Genomic DNA, 21,086 nt, shown 5'->3' with positions numbered 1-21,086 from the left:
TTAATTCAAAGGAATTCCAAACCATTTCATTTTGGTAAACATCGCTTTTCTAGCGCCTTTTCCTTTGCTTAAATAGTCTAAAACAAACTTTTCTTGATCTTTGACTTGTTCTAAAACACTTGCTACATTTTGCCGCACAGCGGTCACATTTGTTCTATTTTCCTCATTTACTGGCTCTAAATAATCCAACTGATTTTGACATTTCAAAAGCTGTTCTTTGGGTTCTTGAATCATCTTTAGAAGGACATCATCTGGCAAGGTGGGTTTAAATTGCTTGTTGCGATACCCAATAAAATCATTATATAGCAAAATAGCTTGATTACTCTCGGTGACAAGAATCGAAAACTTAGCATTAGTTTCATTTTGCCTTATGTTTTCTAATTCTTTCTTTTTATAGATCCAATAGTCTTGAATCAAATTGTTTTTAATACCATTTTTTTCAATTCGAACGGTGGCATCAAAAATTTTATCCGCAGCTAATGCGTTTTCTTGTTTTAGTATTTCGGACTCAAAATCAAACTTCTTTTTGGTTGTATTTGCTTCTAATTTACCAGAAATAAATTCTTGATTTGAAATAGGAAAACTTAAAAATTGCCACAAATAATCAAAAGGCATGTGAGTAGCAATAGCCGCCGAAGGTGTCATTTTGAAATAAATAGCATTCAATTTTCGAAAATATTTTTGTTTATCTACATATCCAGCACCCCAAGTAGGATCCATCAACCACCATTTCGAATCAATCTTGACGGAGCACCAAGCATGCGCTACTGTGGCTATGGCACCAAACTGTTTCGTATAGCCATGAACGACGTAGGATTTTACTCCAACTTGATTCGCAATCGAGTTGAACACTTCGGCATAATGGATACAAACTCCTTTATGACTGCTCAAAGTGGCATTAATTTTTTGCTCGGAAGTGGTGTTGTAATCAATGGTGTTTATGTTCGCAATGTCGTAACTTATAGTGGTTGCTGTCCAGAAAAATGCGGCTCTAACTTTATCGGATTCGGTATTGAAATTTGCGTTTATGTAGCTTGCAATTCCAGTGGTAGTTGTTGCATAACTCTTTGGCATAACTGCCATCTTGGAATCAATTTTCGAGTAAATAGATTGCGTTTGCCCATTCCCCAATAGAGAGCATAAAAAACTCAAAAAGAACACTATTTTTTTCATTCTAAAAATATTTAAGACACTAAAAAACACGAAAATCACATCTTAAAAAAGTGCTTCAATTCGTGTTTGTTTATATTAAGTAGGCTTTTTATAGATTGTTCTGAATTTGGATTGCTAATTTTTCGAACTCCTCTTTGGTCATTTGGACTTTATTTTGAAAACGCATTTCATCCATTTCATTCAAAGGAATTAGGTGTACATGCGCATGTGGGACTTCAAGCCCAATAACGGCCATACCAATTCGTTTGCAAGGAATCGTTTTTTCGAGAGCGATGGCAATTTTTTTAGAAAACTGCATCAATCCAAGGTACAAATCGTCCGGGATATCGAAGATTTTATTAATTTCTTGTTTGGGGATACAAAGAGTGTGCCCTTTGGCATTTGGATTCACATCCAAAAAAGCCAAAAAATCATCGGTTTCGGCAATTTTATAACACGGAATTTCACCGTTTATAATCTTCATGAATATACTCATCGCAATTATTATTTTTGGTTACAATTTGTTGCTTTTTTTTAACAAGTAAGAAGTCAAAAAAAATACAATTAATCGCGAGAGATTTCTAAAATTTCGAATTTCAAAACACCATTTGGAACTGTAATTTCAGCCACTTCGCCTATTTTTTTGCCTAATAATCCTTTTCCAATTGGGGAAGTTACGGATATTTTTCCCGTTTTCAAATCGGCTTCACTTTCGGCTACCAAGGTGTATTTCATTTCCATTCCATTGGATTGATTCTTGATTTTCACATTCGATAGAACCAATACTTTTGAAACATCAAGATTCGTTTCGTCAATTAATCGTGCGTTAGAATGCACCGCTTCGAGTTTGGCAATACGCATTTCTAGCATTCCTTGTGCTTCTTTGGCGGCATCGTATTCGGCATTTTCGGACAAATCGCCTTTATCTCGCGCCTCGGCTATATCTTGGGATGCTTTTGGACGCATCACGCTTTTTAAATAATCTAATTCTTCTCTTAATTTTTTTAATCCTTCTGGGGTATAATAAGATATTGCGCTCATAATTTGGTGATTTATATAAATAGAAAAAATCCCATCAGGACGGGATTTCTTTCCACAAAGATACTATAATTTTGTTTAGACTATAATTATTTGTTAATGATATCTATTTCAAAGTTAAATAAATTAAATTTGTTTCGCTAATTCTTTTACTTTATTTTAAAATGATCAAAAAAATGCTATCCTTGCTCTGTTTGACACTGCTTCTTGGTTGCAGTCCTAACAGCCTTAATAATAAAAATCCGTACCTCCCTAATTATACTTTTACGGTTGACCTCAACATGAGTTTGCCCACGTACTCTAACCTAAAATACCCGAGTAATGCTATTTATTATGGCGGAGCTGGAGTGAGTGGCATCATTGTTTTTAACACCGGTAGTGGTTATAATGCCTTTGATGCGGCTTGCCCAAATCAAGCGGTTTCGTCCTGTTCGACAATGACAATAAATGGAATTAATGCTATTTGTGGGTGTGATAAAACCACATATAGCTTATTCACAGGGCTTGGCGGACTTCAATACCCGTTAAAACAATATCGAGTTGAAGTTAATGGTACTGTTCTTCGAGTGTACAATTAATACTTTTTACTATAGACTTTTCGAAAAAAAATTGACAAAAAAAATCCTGACAGCGTTTAGACCATCAGGATTTTTTTTTGGGGTTTAAAATCTAAAACTTTAAAGTCATCCCTGCTAGAAAATTGATTCCTGCTTGTGGATAATAATACGGATAAACATCCCACATGTAACCATTTGAAACGTATTTTTTATCTAAAAAATTATTTATCAAACCATGAAATACAATTGAATTAAAAATCGATTTAGGTTTTATTTCATAGGAAACATTAAAATCATTGACAAAATAATCAGCTAATTTTGCGGCTGAAAGTTCGATATTGTTCATGTATTGTTCGCCCACAAATTTTTGCAAAAGCGAAAAGTGCCAATTCTCAAAAGGCGAATACACCACAATATTCCCCATGATTACTGATGGCGAATACGCAATAGTTGTAGTTCCATAATTTTCGCCAGCCACGGCCAAAGCTTGATTTTTATTGCTACTCAACGTAAAATTAGGACGAAGTACCAACTGCTCCGAAAGCGCAATAGTGGCATCAACCTCCAGTCCTAAACGATAGCTTTTTTCGCTATTGGAACGAATTGGACTGCCTACATCGTCTAGTTTTCCTGTCAAAATAAGTTGGTCTTTGTACGCCATATAATACACATTGGTATTGAACTGTACTTTATTTCCAGTAAATCGCCATCCTAACTCAAAGTCATTTAGCTTTTCGGGCTTGGCATTTCCTCCCTCATAATCAGTTCTATTGGGTTCTCTATTGGCTCTTGCGTAGGACACATACACCTTGTTTTTGCTGTTAATGTCAAAATTCAAACCTGTTTTGGGATTAAAAAAACGGAACGAGTCATTGACCAAACCTGTTTCCCAACTATTGGCTTTGTAATGTACATTTCGATATTGCAAATCGCCAAACAAACTCATTTTGGCACTTACTTGAAAGTTTGCTTTCGCAAAAAGAGTACCATCAGTTTTAGTCGCAAAATCATCATAATAATGATCTCCCAATTCGCTTTGCGAAGCATAACGAGCCCAAATCACTTTGCCATAATGATCGCCTTCGTATTTATTATACCCGCCTCCAAGAATCACATTCCATTTTGCCTCTTTGTAAGTAGCCGAAAATGTAGTGCCATAAAAATCATTGTCTAACCATTTCTGGCGCACTACATCCGTTGTGGTCAAATTGCCAACTGGTACTAAATTATAATCCTCAAAGGACGCATCCTCCTTATAGTTTTCATAGTAGCCCTTCCCTTTTGTGTAATGAAAAGCGAGATTGGTGTTCCATTTTTTGGATATTTTTTCACTCCAATGCAACTGAAAATGATCTTGTTGGTAATTATCGGTCTCGTTGTCATAAAAACGTGTTTTACCAAACTCATCCGTAAAAATACCAGCCGAATTAAATGTTCGATTGCTATTCATAGTTTCCGCATCGGTTCCGTTCCAGGATTGGTATGTTTTTTCTTTTCCGCCAAAAGCCAATGCTTTAATCAAAGTCGTTTTGCCCACATACGTACCTTGTAAAAAATACGATTTCAAGTCAGAAGCGGCTCTATCAATAAATCCATCTGATTTTAAAGCAGACAAACGACCCGCAATTTCAAAATGATCATTCATCAATCCCGTACTGAATTTCACGGTATTTTTGTAGGTATTAAAACTTCCAAAAGAGCTAGCAATCTCGCCAGTCGCTTTTTTTGCATACGAATCGGTGAGCATGTTTAAGCTTGCGCCAAAAGCTCCTGCCCCATTGGTAGACGTTCCCACGCCACGTTGCAACTGCAAACTCTCTACCGAAGAAGCAAAATCAGGCATGTTGACCCAATAGGTGCCATGACTTTCGGAGTCGTTATATGGAATTCCGTTAATGGTCACGTTTACACGAGTTGCATCGCTGCCCCGCACCCGAATTCCAGTATATCCCACACCATTTCCGGCATCAGAAGTGGTCACTACAGAGGGCAAATAATTCATTAAAATAGGAATATCTTGTCCTAAATTTCGAGTTTTAATTTCGGTTTTAGTCAAATTGCTGAACGAAACGGGTGTTTTTGAAGTTACACGAACTGCAGCAACCAAAACTTCGTCTAGTTGATTCACCCTAGTGGTGTCTTTTGCTTTTTCTTGTGAGAAAGAAAAGAGAAAAAAGAGAGAAAAGAGAATAGAAAATAGACATTTAGCATTAAATCGTTCTGTCTTTGTGTCTTTGTGACAAGTAAAAATAGTATTCATCCGTAAGAAGTTTACGAATAAAAGGGGGAATTATTCTTTTGTTAAATTAAAAAATGATTGTTTCCTATGACAAAACAGTAGTGTGCACGCTATATTTTGTCATTATTTCCCTTGGCAGCATTACCCGCCCAGGTTCTTTGGGTATAATCTCAGCTCGTTATTTAGAGCACCCCTTTGAGACAGTGCAAAATTAATTATAAATTATGAATTATGAATTATGAATTCGTATAAATTTAAAAATCTGGTTTTCTGCGTGATTGTTTAATTTCCGAAATATTCTTTTTGTCCTTAATTCTTTTTCGAATTACTCCTTTTGGAATTTTGGTCGCTTTGCGTATTTTAGGGACTAAAAGCGCATTTTTAACTATTTCCAGAAACCGTTTGGTAACAATAGCTTTGTTTTTGAGTTGACTTCGGTCTTCATCACAGTTCAAAATCAATATGTTTTCTAGCGTTAATCTGGATGCTAATTTTAGTTTTATCCGCTCTTTTTGTTCGGGTGATAAGGCATTGGAAGCGTCCAAATCAAAACTCAAGACTACTTTTGAAGAGACTTTATTTACATTTTGACCGCCCGCACCACTGCTTCTAACGGCTTTGTATTGTAGTTCCGAAATTATTTTTTGGATTTCCATTGCTATTAAGTTGTCGCAGTAAATTAATGCGATTGATGGGCTGGTTTCAATAAATCATTTACGGTTTTAACAGGATTAAAAGTAAGCAAAGGCAACTCGACAAAAACGGTTAACCATTTTGCCATTGCACCATTCCACAATCCGGGTAATTCATAAGATTTTACTACTTTATCAGAAATTTTTCGCTCTACAATAAAACCGCTATGGGAATCTACAAAACGGGAGAGATCAAAGCCTTCGTTTTTATAATTTTTAAGCCCACACACTATATCTACAGGATTAAAATGAGTTGATTGGGAAAGAATTGTTCGTTGGTTTTCAAAAGACAAATCAACTTGCGCTGTTTCTACAATTTGCAAGGACGACCTGCCTTTATCACCACGAACCCAGAAGGGGCCACCACCAGGTTCTCCCTCATTTTTAACCATACCGCAAACTCTAATAGGCCTGTCTAGTTTGGATTTTATTTTGATGATTTTATTTTCTAAAGTAAATTTATAGAACCCTTTAGGCATTTCTACATGCGCTTTATCTTTCAAAAAAGACAACATTTCTTGAATATCTGTCTCGGTAATTTCCTTTTTATCAATAGCTTGCAAATACTTAAAAACTTGTTGTTGCAGTTCGAGTAAAACTCCAGCTAATGCTTTTTTATACAGCGTAGTTTTGTCAATATTATTTTGGATAACATTGTCAATATTTTTTATAAAAACCACATCCGAATCTAATTTATTCAAATTCTCAATCAAAGCACCATGACCACCTGGACGAAAAACCAATTGCTTTTTATCGTTTCTAAACGGATAGTTATTGTCATCTACTGTAATGGTATCAGTAGATTTATTTTGAAACGAATAACTCACATTAATTTGTGAACTAGAATCGATTTCGAAATTATTTTTTGAATCTGCGACTATAGTTTCAAACTGACTTAAATGCGCTTCTGAAACTGTAAAATGCAAATTAGAATTCCCATTTACTGTTGCGTAATAGGTACATTCCTTGATATGTTCCTCGATTGGCGTAGCAATATGACACGGATACGTATGAAAAGGGATTACTCCTTTTGGCTTATTGGCAAAATCAAAATATTCCGATTGCAACAGTAGCTTAATAAAAGCATGATTTTTATAATCTTTATCTAAAAAATCAAAACCTTCAACGTCTGACAGTAATTTTTGATGCATTGCTTTAAAAAACGGAAACTTATCCATTCCCAAAATAAAAAAAGAAAGTTCGATATTCTTTTTTCTATTGACATACGCATTAATACTTTCGTTTTCAGCATCATAGTCAGCCAAAAATTCATTCAAAAACTTAAACATTCGCGTCGCCGCTCCTGATGCTGGAACAAATTTTTCTAACGTTAGGTTGGTTTTATTGGCGTCAAAAAAAGCAGCTTTTTTGGCAAAATCACTTTCTGATAATTTCAAAATCCCATCGCCTATTTTGGCTGGACGGTCTAAAATGGTTTTGGAAATCCCATTTTTAAAAATATTCAATTGACTTTTGATGTTTTGCAACGGAATGCTATGCGCATAAATTTGCAAAAAGTCATGTGAAGCAATACCTATCTCTTTGGCAATTGCCAACTCATCTAATATAGAAACCGCTTTTTTTAACCTCGTTTCCTTATCGCCTGAAAGGGTAATAAATGGCTTTTTGTTTTGGATTAATGATTCTTTAAAAACGGTAAAAATAGCTTCTCTTCCATCTGGACTGTCCCGAATATCGTCCTTTTCCCAAGGAACATCAATATCGGTAAGGAAGTAAAAATCGTATTGGTGCGTGCGTGCCGCTTTATCCAATAAAGAATCACAAAAATTATAATACATCTCCGAGAACACCTTGGTAACCAAAAGATTTGTATCGCAAAACAAAAATTTATTTGCTTTTAAGGCACTATCATTTTCTAATTTGGTTTGACCATAAGCAATAGGAAGCATGTCATCAATATCACAAACACCTTGGTATTTATCCCATTTTTTTTGCAAATATTCTCTTGCATATTCAGGAACACAAACTGTTTTATAATAGTCTGCAAGTTGCGTAGCCAATGTTGTTTTCCCAGTGCTTTCCGGCCCGAAAATAACAATTCTTATAATTTTTTCAGCTCCTGATTTGGAGTATTGTTGCAAATTTTCTTCCATTCTAAATAACCATAAATGGCAATAATTGTGAATACTATGTATTGAAAACTAGTAAAAGTAAATCCTTTTATAAAATACAATGGAATGGAAATAATATCCCCAATAATCCAAAATATCCAGTTTTCGACTTTTCGTTTGGCCATTAGCCACATTCCCACAAAGAAGATTCCCGTTAAAAGAGTATCAATATAGGAAAACCAGTTTGTAAATTTATCGAAAAAATGGTACACTTCAACGACAAAAACAATTGTTAAAATAAAAATAACAAGTGCTTGTATTTTTTCCTTTTGGGTTGTCATTTCAATAGGAAATTCAGCTACTTCACCGTTTTTTCTTGTCCAGTGGTACCAGCCATAAATACTCATTACAAAATAGTATCCATTAATCATCATATCGCCTAATAGTGACCATTTCCAGAGTAAATACACATAAATTAGTGTGCTTACAATACCAGTAGGAAAAACCAAAATATTGTCTTTCTTGGCGTACCAAACACTAAATAACCCAAAAACTACAGCTGTAATTTCGAGAAAAATATCAAAAGTGGAATACAAAGCATATTGCGAAAAAAAATAGTCTATCATTTTATTTTTGGGTTCAGCAACCAAATTTAGTTGCCATGTGGTTATGTATTTTGATTAAAAAAGTCACTATTATTCTCGAATGCAGTTCCTATTACGACCAAATCGGCACCCGCTTGGTAGGCGTTTTGAATGCCTTGCAAATCTGTAATCCCACCACCCACGAGCAGCGGAATTTTGATATTTTGCGCAACCAATTGAATCATTTCTAGCGGAACGGCCTGTTTAGCACCACTTCCCGCTTCAAGGTATATGAGTTTATTACCTAACATTTCGCCCGCTTGTGCCGTTTGCAAAACATAATTACTATTATCTCTGTCCAATGGTTTAGTGTTACTCACTCGCTCTACGGCAGTTTTGGTACCACTTTCGATCAAGAGGTATCCAGTTGAAATGATTTCGAGATTGGTTTGTTTCAAAATGGGAACGGCATTGACTTGATGTTCGATTAAATAATCAGGATTTCTTCCTGAAAGCAAGGAAAGAAACAAAATCCCATCAGCTTCACTTGAAATTTGCGAAGGATTACCAGGGAATAAAAGAATGGGAAGTACAGAGTTTTCTTTTATTTTTAAAATCAACTCGGTTATACAATTATTTTCAACTTGGCTTCCGCCAATAAAAATATGAGTAGCAGGAGATTCCTTTATTTTATCAATCAAAGTTACAATTGTATTCCAATCGATTTTGTCTGGGTCTAAAAGAATGGCGAGTAGCTTTTTGTTTGCTATTCTAGAATTTAAAAAATTTTGATAAATAGTTGTCATTTTAAATTTTATTTGACGTTATTTATCTTCATTACTTTCTAATGCAATTTTTCTAAAACCATCTATAATTTGAATAAAATAAGGATTCTTCATTTGGATAATCAACGAAATGGGATACGAATTTCCTTTAGAATCTCTAATGTGTTCATCAAATTTCATTAAACCATATCGGGTTTCGCTATAAAACCAATCGTCAAATTTTCGGCGTCTCAATTCCTGTCTCCCATCCGATGAATCGCAAATATAAATACAGACTGAACCGTTTTTTTTATAATAAAAATCTTTAATGATCTCGGAGACAGTTTTTGAAATTAGCTTATCTAATGGTGGATTTTTGCCCAATGGGTTATATACAACTTCAATTATGAATTCATAGATATGGCTAGCATAATCAGTCGTTTCATCACCTAACAAATAACTTGACGGACGAAACTTAACTTCGTAAGAAATTTTTAAATCGGTTTCAAAAGCGTAAACATTATTTTTTCCACCGTCAAAATAAAAAGAATATCTCATTGCTATTCAACTTTTTTCATTTCACGTAGTTTTTTTAGAATTTCTTGAAATTCTGGCGTATTGTATCGTGCCTGACTTTCTATTTTCGATTGTTTTTTGCTTTCCAACATTAATCGGATTATTTCGTCGGCAGATTTAAAAACGGTTTTTTTATTTAAAGTTTCCATGGCAATAGTTTTTACAAATATAATCATTTTTCAAAAGCATAAACCAATGTAAAATCATCAATCGGTTCAAAAAAGATAGCGAATTGCTGTTTGAAATTTGCTGTAGTCAAAGTTGCCAGTGCCGTTTTAGTTTCTAGTTCAAAGGGATGGACTTGAATATGATTTTTAAAACTGATTCCTTTTTGGTTTTTGATTTTAAAAACAGCCTCTTTCACCCCCCAAATAACGGTTAATTTTTGAATGTATTCGCCTTTATTTTGGGGCGTTAGATACTCCCATTCGGTGTTGCAGAATTTATTGGCAATGCGACTAATTTTTTCACGCTGGAGTTCCATGTCGATTCCTGCGCTTTGGTCACTTATAATTACAGCCGAAAATTCATGTGAATGGGTAATCGAAATGTACTTGCCGTCCTGCAAATGCGGTTTCCCAAATGCGTCATAATACAAATCAAAATCTTTGTAACCCGCCTGTTGTAATACTTTTCGAACACTCAAAAAAGCGCGTTGTTGCATTTGGGATTTCATACTTTGGAGTCTAGCGCGACTATTTTCATTCAAAATAACGTCTTGTACTAAATCCGAAAAAGATTCGGTGATGTGCCAAACCAAGATTTGGGTGCTGGAATTAGGGTGGATGGTTTTGTAAAGTGGCATAGTAACAACGTGATTTTTAGCCCTGATGTCCAATTGCTTTCGCAATTATCTTTTATGACGGGGTTCGCCATAAAAGATGAAGTGTACAACAGGATTAGCTTCTGACTCCAATTATTTATCTAAAGTTCAAAAGATTAAGCAATTAAACATTTCACAAATGTTAAATAAATTTAGTTTAAATCTAAACTTATTACGTAAATTTGCAAAAAATTTAGAACTACAAATATACTATAAATGAGTACTACAACTATGCCTTATGTGGCTTTCAAAGTAAAAGACATTTCTCTAGCGGCTTGGGGAAGAAAAGAAATTGAATTAGCAGAAGCCGAAATGCCAGGTTTAATGGCGCTTCGTGCGGAATACAAAGACGAACAACCCCTTGCTGGTGCTCGTATTGCAGGCTGTTTGCACATGACGATTCAAACTGCTGTTTTGATCGAAACTTTAATCGCGCTTGGTGCCGAAGTGACTTGGTCTTCTTGCAACATTTTCTCTACACAAGATCAAGCTGCTGCTGCGATTGCTGCTGCTGGAATTCAGGTTTATGCTTGGAAAGGTCTTGATGAAGCCTCTTTTGACTGGTGTATTGAGCAAACTCTTTTCTTTGGCGAAGACCGTAAACCATTGAATATGATTCTTGATGATGGTGGTGATTTGACCAATATGGTAATTGACCGTTTCCCAGAGTTGGTTGCTGGAATCAAAGGATTATCCGAAGAAACTACAACTGGAGTTCACAGGTTATACGAAAGAGTGAAAGCAGGAACATTGCCAATGCCGGCAATCAATGTTAATGACTCGGTTACTAAATCGAAATTTGACAATAAATACGGTTGTAAAGAAAGTGCAGTGGATGCCGTTCGTCGTGCAACTGATGTGATGTTGGCTGCCAAAAGAGTAATCGTATGCGGATATGGTGATGTAGGAAAAGGAACTGCGGCTTCGTTTAGAGGTGCTGGATCTATTGTTACTGTTACCGAAATTGATCCAATTTGTGCGCTTCAAGCGGCAATGGACGGTTTTGAAGTAAAAAAATTAGATACTGTTATTGCAACTGCTGATATTATTATTACCACTACTGGAAACAAGGATATTGTTTTGGGTTCTCATTTCGAAAAAATGAAAGACAAAACGATCGTTTGTAACATTGGGCATTTTGATAACGAAATTGATATGGCTTGGTTGAATACCAATCACGGTGCATCAAAAGTAGAAATAAAACCACAAGTTGATAAATATACTATTGCTGGAAACGATATTCTTATCCTTGCCGAAGGACGTTTGGTAAACCTAGGTTGTGCTACAGGTCACCCAAGTTTTGTAATGAGTAACTCCTTTACCAACCAAACTCTTGCTCAAATCGAATTGTGGAAAAACAGTGCTGCTTACAACAATGAAGTGTATATGTTACCTAAACATTTGGACGAAAAAGTAGCAATGTTGCACTTGGCAAAACTAGGTGTTGAACTAGAAACTTTACGTGTAGATCAAGCGGATTATATTGGAGTTCCTGTTGAAGGCCCATTCAAACCAGAGTATTACAGATATTAAATCGATTTCAGATTTCTGAATTTAGATTTTAGATTATTGAGAACCCTTGCAGGAAACTGAACTAAATTCAGTTTGAATGTGAGGGTTTTTTGATTCCAAAATATTATTTTCCTTATATTTGTAACACCTTATAAAATAGTATTATGCAAATTTTAGTAGAAATTCCCGATAGTAAAGCAGCCTTTGGACTCGAAGTGTTGCGTAACCTTGCTTTTGTTAAAAAAGCGAATCCTATTTCTGGAGAAAAAATTAGCCTTTTTGAGGATTTGAAAGAAGCTGCTAACGAAGTTAAATTGCACAAAGAAGGAAAAATTAAGTTGAAAACAGCTCGGGAGTTGCTTGATGAGTTATAGTATTTTACCCACCCATCGGTTTGAAAAAGAGCTAAAACGATTGGTTAAAAAATTCCCATCGCTAAAAATTGAGTTTAAAGAACTCATCGAAGAAATAACCAAAAATCCACAAGCAGGAACTTTTATTGGCAACAATTGTTATAAAATTCGAGTAGCCATTGAAAGCAAAGGAAAAGGCAAAAGTGGTGGTGCAAGAGCTATAACCTACGTATATATTGAAAGTGAAACGGTTTATTTACTTACGATTTATGACAAAAGTGAAAAAGAAAACTTAAAACCCAATGAACTCAAAATGATGATTGAGAATTTGGAATTAGAATAGAACCCTTGCAGGAAACTGAACTAAATTCAGTTTGAATGTGAGGGTTTGTTTATTTTTGGACGTGACCCTCTGTAAAAACTACGGGTCAGGCTATTCGTTTCAATCTTTACTCCACTCCGTTTTGCAAAGGATTGCCACTGCTATCCCTCACGCAAGAGCAATCAATAACCATAAAATCAATCCTTTACAAACTGGTTGATAAACCTCCATTATTCTTGGCTTCAATCCATTTTGACATGTATTTTGTACTGTTCAAGGTATGGTGCCGGAGTACGCTTCCTAAAAAATTAGCCGAGCGATGTTGGGCTAAATTAACGATCAAAAACCTTATTTTGGCATCAAAATCTGCTTCAAAAAAGCGTTTTAAATACCGCTTATTATTGATTTCAAATCCGTTTTGCTGTGCTTGCTGCCACAAGAATTTATCTTCGTACAAACGGATGGCTTGGGTTACAAAAAGGTCAGGATCATCCGTAACAAAACCGTTCCACGGCAAATAACCACACATGGATTCTGCACCAATAGTAGTTGTAACACTAGGCGTTCCGCATTGCATGGCTTCTAGCAATTTCCCTTTTTGGCCTGCGCCAAAACGCAAAGGAGCCAAAACTACCCTCGCCGCTTGAACCACTTCTTGGGCATTTGGGGCACGACCCAAAACATAAAAACCAGACGTTGGTTGATGCAATTGCAACACTTTTTGCGAGGGATACGCTCCGTATACCTGCAAAACAGCCTGGGAAAATTGCTTTTTCAACAATGGCCAAATGGTTTCTTTCAAATACTGAACCGCATTCCAATTGGGTTCATGAAGAAAATTACCTATAAAAATAAAACCAGTTCTTTGCTCAAAGGAAGGTGTTTTTTGAATTGCAGCAGCGTCTATTGGCGGAACCAAAAAAGGCAAATAATACAACAACGAAGCATCAATTTTGAATACCGTTTGCAAAATTTCCATTTCATATTCGGCAATAATCAAGGCCAAATCACAACGCAAAATACTCGCAATCTCCCGTTTGGCAACATCCTCAAGAAACAAATCCGTCAACACAAAAAGGCGTTTTTCCTTGCAGGCATTTTGACGGGCTTTTCGCAAACAATGCAAATCTTCGGTGTCAATAATTCGCAAAGCGGCAGGACAATGCTCGGCAACACGCCAGCCAAACTGCTCTTCCATCATAAAACGATCAAATAAAATAACGCTGGGCTGCAACTCTTTTATATAAACATCAAAGCTAGAACAGTTCAGCGCAATGGTTTTTTTGGCGATAGCCAAGGCTTCAAAATCGATGCTAAAATCGCTATCCATTGCAGGACTCGAAAACGTAACCGCATAGCCTTGCGCCTGAAAAAGGGATATTAGTTGCAACATCCTGCCTCCCGCCGCAGAGGAATTAGGCTCGGGCCAAACAAATCCTATGACTAAAAGCGTTTTATTCATATTGGTATATTTTCGTTTGCAAAATAATACTATTTTGATGGCAATTTGCGCTTTGGAACCAAAAATCGAGTAGAAAACACTAATTTTGTACCTCAAAAATTCCAAAACCATGTTAGGATTACAATTAGCAACCGACCCAAGATGGGTAAATATAGTCGAATCGAACATCGAGGAAATACTCACCGATCACGCTTGGTGCGAACAAAAAGCAGCCTCAAACGCCATTAGTTTAGTCGCCTATAACTCCGAGTATGAGGAATTAGTGACCGAAATGTTAATTATTGCCAAAGAAGAACTCGACCATTTACAACTAGTTCACAACCTCATCAAAAAGAAAGGTCTTACCCTTGGTCGAGAGCGCAAGGATCATTACGTCAACGAACTTTTTAAATTCATGAAAAAAGATGGAAGCCGCAAAGACGCACTTTGTGACCGATTACTGTTTTCTGCAATGATTGAAGCCCGTAGCTGCGAGCGTTTCAAGGTGCTTTCGGAAAATATTCAAGATCCAGAACTGGCTAAATTTTACCGCGATCTCATGATTTCCGAAGCCGGTCATTACACCACTTTTTTAGGATTTGCACGAAAATACCAAGACAACATTGACATTGACAAACGCTGGCAGGAATGGATCGCATTTGAAACCTCCATCATCGTCAACTACGGAAAAAACGAAACCGTTCACGGATAATTCCATTTCATACTAAACAGTTGGGCATGACCCTCCTGAAAAAAGTCGGGTCGGGCTGTACACTCTATCTTTGTTTTCTTAAAGAAAGAAAACAAAGGATGCCGTTTCCATCCCTCATGCAAAAAAACCAGAATTGACCAAAAATTTTCGTTATTTAAAACAAAAAAAAGGATGCCTTTCGAGCATCCCTTTCTAGTTTAATTTCCTTTATTTTTTAATAATCATAAACTCGGAACGTCTATTTAGAGCATGTTCCTTTTCGGTGCATTTCTCGCAATTTACTTTCGGTTCTGATTCACCAAAACCTTGTCCCGTAATTCGGCTTGCGTCAATGCCTTTTGAAATCACATACTGCACTGTAGCTTGTGCTCTGCGATCCGATAATTTCATATTGTACGCATCGTTGCCTCTAAAATCGGTATGCGATTTAGCAAAAATTACTATTTTGTCATTTTGCGACATCACATAAACTAGCTTGTCGAGTTCAGTAGCACCTTGTTTGGTAATATTACTTTTATCGTACTCGAAATAAATAGGATTCAAGATAATTTCGGTTTCGGTAATAATAACTTCTATTGGATCAATATTGGCTTCCAATACTTTTTTACCGCCATCTAAATTGGCTACTGGGAAATTTTTCGTGACAAAACCATCTTTATAAACGGCTATTGTATACGGTTTGCATTCGGTATCATACAGCACTTCGGCATTGTCATTGGTGAATTTGGTACCCAGAACATTGCCCGCTTCGTCCATAATAACCACTTTGGCATTAGGAAGTAAAGCTCCTGTTTTGGCATTTTTTACAATCGTTTCGATTTGTCCTTTACAAACTGGAATAGCACTATAAATATGATCGACTCCAAAACGATTACTCGATACATACCCCCTATTTTGGGCCGTATTGAAGGTAAATGCAAAATCATCTTTCTCGGTATTAACGGGTTTCCCTAGGTTAACAGCCGCCGCATTTGTTTTTAAATCTATCGAAAAAACATCCAATCCGCCAAATCCTGTAAGTCCATTGGAAGCAAAATACAACACCGAATCATCTGTAATAAACGGAAAACTTTCGTCGCCTGCGGTATTGATTTTGTCACCCATATTCTCTGGTGTTCCAAAGGTACCATCCGCATTTACAGCTACTTTCCAAATATCGATACCACCCTTGGAACCCGGCATATTCGACGAAAAATACAAAGTCGTTCCTTTTACATCTATTGATGGATTGCTAGTAGAATAGCTTTTACTATTGAACGGCAAGGGTTTGATGACTGTCCATTTGCCATTCTCTTTCTTGGCGGTGTAGAGATTCACTTGTCCGTATTTTAATTTCTTGGTTTTGTCTTTTTCAAATAAGTTCTCATTAAAACTTTCGCTTGAATAATAAATGGTATTCCCGTCTTGCGTCATCGTGAGTGGGCCTTCGTGAAACCGGGTATTGAGCTCGGTTATGGCGGTAGGTTCAGTATACTTTTTTTGTGCACTATCGTAGGTAGATTGGTATAAGTCTAGAAATGGCTCGTCATTCCAGCCGTATTTTTTTAGGGTCTCGTTCCGTGCGCTCGAAAAGTACAATTGATTGCCATAGAGTACGCCTCCAAAATCAGATCGCTCGGAGTTGATGCTTATTTTTTCTACATCAAAAAGCTTTTCGGTATCGATTAATTTGGGTAAATAATCGGGGTTTTCATTGAATATTTTGGCTCTTGAATCGGTAGGAAGCATGGCTGCGAAAGTTTTCATTTGAGCATTCGAGGCTTCGTATTTGCCATCACTTTTGAGCATTTGCGCATAGCGGTAATAGGTTTCGGGATCTTGTTTGCCACTTGATATGGCTTGTTGGTACCACTTTATTGCTTCGGTAGGATTGTAGATATTGTAGTAGCAATCGCCCAGTTGTTTTTGGACATAACTATCGGATTTTCCGTTATCTACTAATTTCAAATATTCTTGAACAGCTTGTACATACTCGAGGCGTTCCACTAGCTTATCGGCTGGTTTGGTTTGGGTGTTTTGTGCTGTTAGTAGCGTACTAACAAGTATCAAAATCAAAGTTATAGTACTGGTTTTCATTTACGTTTTGTTTTGATATTAGAAAAATCTTGGGGAACGAGATACTTTTTTTGGCACAAAAATATCATACAACAAGAGGAACTCGTGCGAAGATGGTGCGGTAACTTTCAAGTTAGAAATCACGTGATCATACGCATATCCTATGCGCAACTCGGGGGTTATGGCAAAATTTACCATGGCACCAAAACTATCTTCTAAACGGTAGGTAGCTCCTATTTCAAACTTTTCTTTGTACAAAAAATTAGCGGATAGGTCTAATGACGGCGATACATTAAACGATGATTTTAGCATAAAGGAGGGTTTGAATTTTAGTTCGTAATTCACATCAAAAACATATCCTGCTGTCAAAAAGTAATGGGATACATCCGACCCGTATTGTCTTCCGTCATAATCTAAATGTGCTGCGTTGAGCATATTGGGAACCGATAGCGAGACGTAATACTTGTCTGTATAATAAAAAATCCCTGTTCCTATATTCAATGCTGCGTTATTAATGTCTTTTCCAAAGATACCTTCGGAAGGATCGGGCAAACTTGATTGAATATCCCGAAGACCTACTTTATGAAAAGACACTCCCCCTTTTAATCCAAATGCCAAGCGTTGTACATCGCCTAATTTTAAGGTATACGAAAAATCACCATATACATTTTGTTCGCTAACTGGTCCTATTTGATCCGAAATAAAGGACAATCCCATACCTACATTTTTTCCGGTGGGACTATGGATAGAAAAGGTAGAGGTCGTTGGTGCGTCATCTATATTTACCCATTGACGGCGGTGGAGTAATCCTATGGAGATGTTCTCTTTGGAGCCTGCATAAGCTGGATTCATGACATTCATATTATACATGTACTGGGTATAATGTGGTGCTTGTTGCCCTTGTACATTTACAAAGGCGATAAGCACTAAAAGAGACGTTAGAAATATTTTGTTCATAGCTTTTTATTTTATTTTAAAGAACTTTTTTGTAGTTCTACGACAATACATTACTCTATTATTTTTCTCTAATGAGATAAATCCAACCTGTTTTGGTTTCACCCGAATTAAACTCAATGGCATAATAATAGGTGGCACTTGGTAGTTCATCGCCTTTGGTGCTTTGTCCTACCCATTGGTCGGTATAATTATCTTGACTATAGACTTGAATACCGTATCTATTGAATATCTCAATTTTTTTAACATCCATTAATCGCAAATCAAAAAAGTCATTAGAGCCATTGCCATCGGGAGAAATTCCTTTTTGAATGTCGCAATAAATACTCTGGATAGTCGCACTGGCGGTTGTTTTACATCCTGTAGTTGCTGCTGTAATGGTTAGCGTATAAGTCAACGGAAACTGCTCTTTATCTGGTGTTGCAGCTACTGTTTCGGTGACATTCAAAACATTCGTTGTAGCTCCTGCTATTACTGCGCCTTGCTTGTCCTTCCATTCATAAGTAACCGTATTAGAATCATAACTTCCTGATAACGGACTCGCTGTTAAAGTATAGATTTTATTATCGCAATCGCCAACTGTTTCAAATGCAATATCGGGAGGAATTGAACTTATCTTTTGGGTAGATCCGGTAGATATACATTCGGGACTTGTTACAAAACGAACGCTTACAGGATACTTTCCAGGCGCTAAATTAGAAAACACGTTACTGTCCTGAAAACCAGTTCCAATACTATATTGAACTCCTGTTTGTGCTTCCAATTCGATAGTTCCTGTCGGAATATCACATCTTGGTTGAATCACAGCACTTACTGATGGTGCACTTGGTAAAGGAGGAAGTGGATTAATGATACTAGTTGCAGCACTTTGCATTACGCAAGTAGCATCTTTTATATTTCTAACGTACAAGACATACCCTTTTGGGGCAAGACCTTCAAAAACAGGATTCAACTGATAATCAGTTCCATTCAAACTATATTCCACTCCAGCCTGAACAGCTACTGTTATTATCCCTGAAGAAACGACACAAGTAGGTTGTACAATACTAGCTGCAATTGGTTCTTGTGGCGCAGTTGGAATTGCATTAATAACAACTCCCACTAATGACGTCGAAACACAAGTAACATCAGTACTGTTTCGGGCATATAATGTATAGCTATTAGGTGCCAATCCGCTGAATATAGTACTTGATTGATAAGTTAAACCATCTAAACTATATTCAATACCTGCTTGACTCGAAATGGTAATAGTTCCAGATTGAATTGCACAAGTAGGCTGTACAACACTTGTTGCTGTAGGAACAAGCACTACTGATGGAGAATCAATTATCACTGGCAAAGCTGATGAAGTTACGCAAGTTGCATCGGCAAGATTGCGAACGTACAAGGTGTAACTATTTGGAGTTAATCCAATGAATACGTTATCCAAAACATAAGTAACACCATCCAAACTGTATTCTACGCCTGATTGTGTTTCGATTATTATAGTTCCTGATGGCAAACCACATGTGGGCTGCACAATTGTTGCTGCAACTGGAGCGGTTGGAGGTAACGGAATCGCGTCAATCATGACTGGTAAAGTAGATGAAGTTACACAAGTTGCATCGGCTAGATTGCGAACATACAACGTGTAATTGTTAGGTGCTAATCCAAGGAATGTGTTGCCTAAAACATAAGTAGTTCCGTTTAAACTGTATTCTACGCCTGATTGAGCGGCAATGGTTATGCTTCCAGATGGCAAGCCACATGTGGGTTGCACAATTGTTGCTGCAACTGGAGCCGTTGGAGGTAATGGAATCGCGTCAATCATGACTGGCAAAGTAGATGAAGTCACACAAGTAGCATCGGCTAGATTGCGAACGTACAAGGTGTAACTATTTGGAGCTATTCCTATAAAAGTATTATCTGAAACATAAGCAACCCCATCCAAACTGTATTCTACGCCTGATTGAGCCGCAATGGTTATGCTTCCTGACGGTAAACCACATATGGGTTGAACAACTGTAGAAGTTACTGGTGCCGTTGGAGGTAACGGAATCGCGTCAATCACAACTGGTAAAGTAGATGAAGTTACACAAGTAATATCGGCAAGATTGCGAACGTACAAGGTGTAACTATTTGGAGCTATTCCTATAAAAGTATTATCTGAAACATAAGTAACACCATCCAAACTGTATTCCACGCCTGATTGTGTTTCGATTATTATAGTTCCTGATGGCAAACCACATGTGGGCTGCACAATTGTTGCTGCAACTGGAGCGGTTGGAGGTAACGGAATCGCGTCAATCATGACTGGTAAAGTAGATGAAGTTACGCAAGTTGCATCGGCTATATTGCGAACGTACAAGGTGTAACTATTTGGAGCTAATCCAAGGAATGTATTATCTGAAACATAAGCAACCCCATCCAAACTGTATTCTACGCCTGATTGAACTGTAATTGTTATACTTCCTGATGGCAAACCACATGTCGGCTGCACTACTGTTGCAGCAACTGGTGCCGTTGGAGGTAACGGAATCGCATCAATTACCACTGGTAAAGTAGATGAAGTTACACAAGTAGCATCGGTAAGATTGCGAACGTACAAGGTGTAACTATTTGGAGTTAATCCAATGAATGTATTATCTGAAACATAAGTAACACCATCCAAACTGTATTCCACGCCTGATTGAGCCGCAATGGTTATGCTTCCTGATGGCAAACCACATGTGGGTTGCATAATTGTTGCTGCAACTGGAGCCGTTGGCGCATTAGGAACTGCATTGATTTTTACTGCTAAAGCCGATTGAGTCACACAAGTTGCATCGGCAATATTGCGAACGTACAACGTGTAATTGTTAGGTGCTAATCCAAGGAATGTATTATCTGAAACATAAGCAACCCCATCCAAACTGTATTCTACGCCTGATTGAGCAGCAATTGTAATAGTTCCTGATGGCAAGCCACATGTCGGCTGCACTACTGTTGCAGCAACTGGTGCCGTTGGCGCATTAGGAACTGCATTGATTTTTACTGCTAAAGCCGATTGAGTTACACAAGTAGCATCGGTAAGATTGCGAACATACAACGTGTAACTATTTGGAGTTAATCCAAGGAATGTGTTGCCTGAAACATAAGTAACACCGTCCAAACTGTATTCTACTCCTGATTGAGCCGCAATGGCTATGCTTCCTGATGGCAAACCACATGTCGGCTGCACTACTGTTGCAGCAACTGGTGCCGTTGGCGCATTAGGAACTG

General features: G+C 37.1%; 20 protein-coding genes. 5 read left to right on the top strand and 15 right to left on the bottom strand.

All coding sequences use genetic code 11. The features are described 5' to 3' along the window. The 3 genes from FNW21_RS10300 to greA form a co-directional block, all read right to left on the bottom strand. Entirely contained in the window at positions 1-1,173 is a 1,173-nt protein-coding gene (locus FNW21_RS10300; RefSeq protein ID WP_144256660.1) for a transglutaminase domain-containing protein, read from the bottom strand. An 88-nt stretch (positions 1,174-1,261) separates the two neighbouring features. Next, complete coding sequence (locus FNW21_RS10295) at positions 1,262-1,648, bottom strand: HIT family protein (RefSeq protein WP_144256659.1); 387 nt, start codon at positions 1,646-1,648, stop codon at positions 1,262-1,264. A gap of 68 nt (positions 1,649-1,716) precedes the next feature. Beyond that, complete coding sequence (gene greA / locus FNW21_RS10290; RefSeq protein ID WP_144256658.1) at positions 1,717-2,193, bottom strand: transcription elongation factor GreA; 477 nt, start codon at positions 2,191-2,193, stop codon at positions 1,717-1,719. A gap of 161 nt (positions 2,194-2,354) precedes the next feature. Here greA and FNW21_RS10285 point away from each other — a divergent pair, with 161 nt between their 5' ends. Further along, positions 2,355-2,768 carry a Rieske (2Fe-2S) protein gene (locus tag FNW21_RS10285; protein WP_144256657.1) on the top strand — a complete coding sequence of 138 codons (414 nt, stop codon included), beginning with the start codon at positions 2,355-2,357 and terminating at the stop codon, positions 2,766-2,768. A gap of 91 nt (positions 2,769-2,859) precedes the next feature. Here the strand turns inward: FNW21_RS10285 and FNW21_RS10280 are convergent, their stop codons facing one another. The 8 genes from FNW21_RS10280 to FNW21_RS10250 form a co-directional block, all read right to left on the bottom strand. Then, positions 2,860-5,007 carry a TonB-dependent receptor gene (locus FNW21_RS10280; protein ID WP_144256656.1) on the bottom strand — a complete coding sequence of 716 codons (2,148 nt, stop codon included), beginning with the start codon at positions 5,005-5,007 and terminating at the stop codon, positions 2,860-2,862. A gap of 233 nt (positions 5,008-5,240) precedes the next feature. Beyond that, entirely contained in the window at positions 5,241-5,642 is a 402-nt protein-coding gene (gene arfB, locus FNW21_RS10275) for an alternative ribosome rescue aminoacyl-tRNA hydrolase ArfB (protein WP_144256655.1), read from the bottom strand. Positions 5,643-5,665: 23 nt separating this feature from the next. Further along, positions 5,666-7,792 carry a DUF4301 family protein gene (locus FNW21_RS10270; RefSeq protein WP_144256654.1) on the bottom strand — a complete coding sequence of 709 codons (2,127 nt, stop codon included), beginning with the start codon at positions 7,790-7,792 and terminating at the stop codon, positions 5,666-5,668. Further along, positions 7,741-8,376, bottom strand: coding sequence for a nicotinamide riboside transporter PnuC (pnuC, locus tag FNW21_RS10265; RefSeq protein ID WP_144256653.1), 636 nt, complete (start codon positions 8,374-8,376; stop codon positions 7,741-7,743). Before pnuC ends, FNW21_RS10270 begins: the two co-directional genes overlap by 52 nt. 41 nt (positions 8,377-8,417) lie before the next feature. After that, positions 8,418-9,140 (bottom strand): geranylgeranylglyceryl/heptaprenylglyceryl phosphate synthase, encoded by a 723-nt coding sequence (locus tag FNW21_RS10260; protein WP_144256652.1) that lies wholly within the window; start codon positions 9,138-9,140, stop codon positions 8,418-8,420. Positions 9,141-9,158: 18 nt separating this feature from the next. Beyond that, on the bottom strand, positions 9,159-9,656 hold the full coding sequence (locus FNW21_RS10255) for a DUF6169 family protein (protein ID WP_144256651.1): 498 nt from the start codon (positions 9,654-9,656) through the stop codon (positions 9,159-9,161). 2 nt (positions 9,657-9,658) lie between these two features. Continuing rightward, complete coding sequence (locus FNW21_RS16350; RefSeq protein WP_185963920.1) at positions 9,659-9,823, bottom strand: hypothetical protein; 165 nt, start codon at positions 9,821-9,823, stop codon at positions 9,659-9,661. Positions 9,824-9,846: 23 nt separating this feature from the next. Further along, positions 9,847-10,479, bottom strand: a complete 633-nt coding sequence (locus tag FNW21_RS10250; protein WP_144256650.1) for a 4'-phosphopantetheinyl transferase family protein — start codon at positions 10,477-10,479, stop codon at positions 9,847-9,849. Positions 10,480-10,713: 234 nt separating this feature from the next. Between FNW21_RS10250 and ahcY the strand changes: the two genes are divergently transcribed. The 3 genes from ahcY to FNW21_RS10235 all read left to right on the top strand — a co-directional run bounded on the left by ahcY (position 10,714) and on the right by FNW21_RS10235 (position 12,705). Further along, complete coding sequence (gene ahcY, locus FNW21_RS10245) at positions 10,714-12,030, top strand: adenosylhomocysteinase (RefSeq protein ID WP_144256649.1); 1,317 nt, start codon at positions 10,714-10,716, stop codon at positions 12,028-12,030. Between the two features lie 143 nt (positions 12,031-12,173). Further along, the gene (locus tag FNW21_RS10240; RefSeq protein ID WP_144256648.1) at positions 12,174-12,383 is read left to right on the top strand and encodes a hypothetical protein; all 210 of its coding nucleotides are present in this window, start codon (positions 12,174-12,176) and stop codon (positions 12,381-12,383) included. A 40-nt stretch (positions 12,384-12,423) separates the two neighbouring features. Continuing rightward, complete coding sequence (locus FNW21_RS10235; RefSeq protein WP_235889622.1) at positions 12,424-12,705, top strand: type II toxin-antitoxin system RelE/ParE family toxin; 282 nt, start codon at positions 12,424-12,426, stop codon at positions 12,703-12,705. Positions 12,706-12,889: 184 nt separating this feature from the next. Here the strand turns inward: FNW21_RS10235 and FNW21_RS10230 are convergent, their stop codons facing one another. Further along, positions 12,890-14,146: a glycosyltransferase gene (locus tag FNW21_RS10230; RefSeq protein ID WP_144256763.1), complete on the bottom strand. Its 1,257-nt coding sequence runs from the start codon at positions 14,144-14,146 to the stop codon at positions 12,890-12,892. Between the two features lie 109 nt (positions 14,147-14,255). Here FNW21_RS10230 and miaE point away from each other — a divergent pair, with 109 nt between their 5' ends. Beyond that, a complete protein-coding gene (gene miaE / locus FNW21_RS10225; RefSeq protein ID WP_144256646.1) occupies positions 14,256-14,837 on the top strand; it encodes a tRNA-(ms[2]io[6]A)-hydroxylase in 582 nt (193 codons plus the stop codon). 207 nt (positions 14,838-15,044) lie between these two features. Here the strand turns inward: miaE and FNW21_RS10220 are convergent, their stop codons facing one another. The 3 genes from FNW21_RS10220 to FNW21_RS10210 all read right to left on the bottom strand — a co-directional run. Continuing rightward, the gene (locus FNW21_RS10220) at positions 15,045-16,913 is read right to left on the bottom strand and encodes an OmpA family protein (RefSeq protein WP_144256645.1); all 1,869 of its coding nucleotides are present in this window, start codon (positions 16,911-16,913) and stop codon (positions 15,045-15,047) included. A gap of 18 nt (positions 16,914-16,931) precedes the next feature. Then, positions 16,932-17,849 (bottom strand): PorP/SprF family type IX secretion system membrane protein, encoded by a 918-nt coding sequence (locus FNW21_RS10215; RefSeq protein WP_144256644.1) that lies wholly within the window; start codon positions 17,847-17,849, stop codon positions 16,932-16,934. 58 nt (positions 17,850-17,907) lie between these two features. After that, positions 17,908-21,086 (bottom strand): gliding motility-associated C-terminal domain-containing protein (locus tag FNW21_RS10210; RefSeq protein WP_144256643.1); only part of this gene is annotated, 3,179 nt, incomplete at its 5' end.

Source organism: Flavobacterium restrictum, assembly GCF_007097245.1.
Lineage (GTDB): Bacteria > Bacteroidota > Bacteroidia > Flavobacteriales > Flavobacteriaceae > Flavobacterium > Flavobacterium restrictum.
The sequence above is the reverse complement of the archived record's forward strand: the minus strand, read 5'-3'. Positions and strand labels throughout refer to the sequence as shown.